Below are 233 nucleotides of genomic sequence, written 5' to 3' on the forward strand. Positions count from 1 at the left end.
GGCCATCGCGCTCATGCTCGGCGTGATGCTCACCGGCCGCCCCACATTCCGCGACGCGGCGCGGCGCGGCGCGCTCGTCGGGCTCGGGCTCGTGCTCATCGGGTTCGTGATGCTCTTCGTGGGCGACCCGCTCAAGGGCAGCGCCACGGGCGCCGGGCCTGCGCGGAGCAGCTTCCTTGGACTCGACAACCGCAACCTCGTGCTCGGGATGCTCGCCGGCCTGGGCGTCTTCT

Annotated in this window: 1 protein-coding gene; it reads left to right on the forward strand. The window is 72.5% G+C overall.

What is annotated here, in order from left to right; all coding sequences use genetic code 11:
* Positions 1 to 233, forward strand: a 233-nt coding sequence (locus RYX56_RS25450) for a hypothetical protein (RefSeq protein WP_317124531.1), incomplete at both ends; no start/stop codon positions are given.

This window comes from Alkalihalophilus lindianensis (assembly GCF_032843265.1).
Lineage (GTDB): Bacteria > Bacillota > Bacilli > Bacillales > Bacillaceae_D > Alkalihalophilus > Alkalihalophilus lindianensis.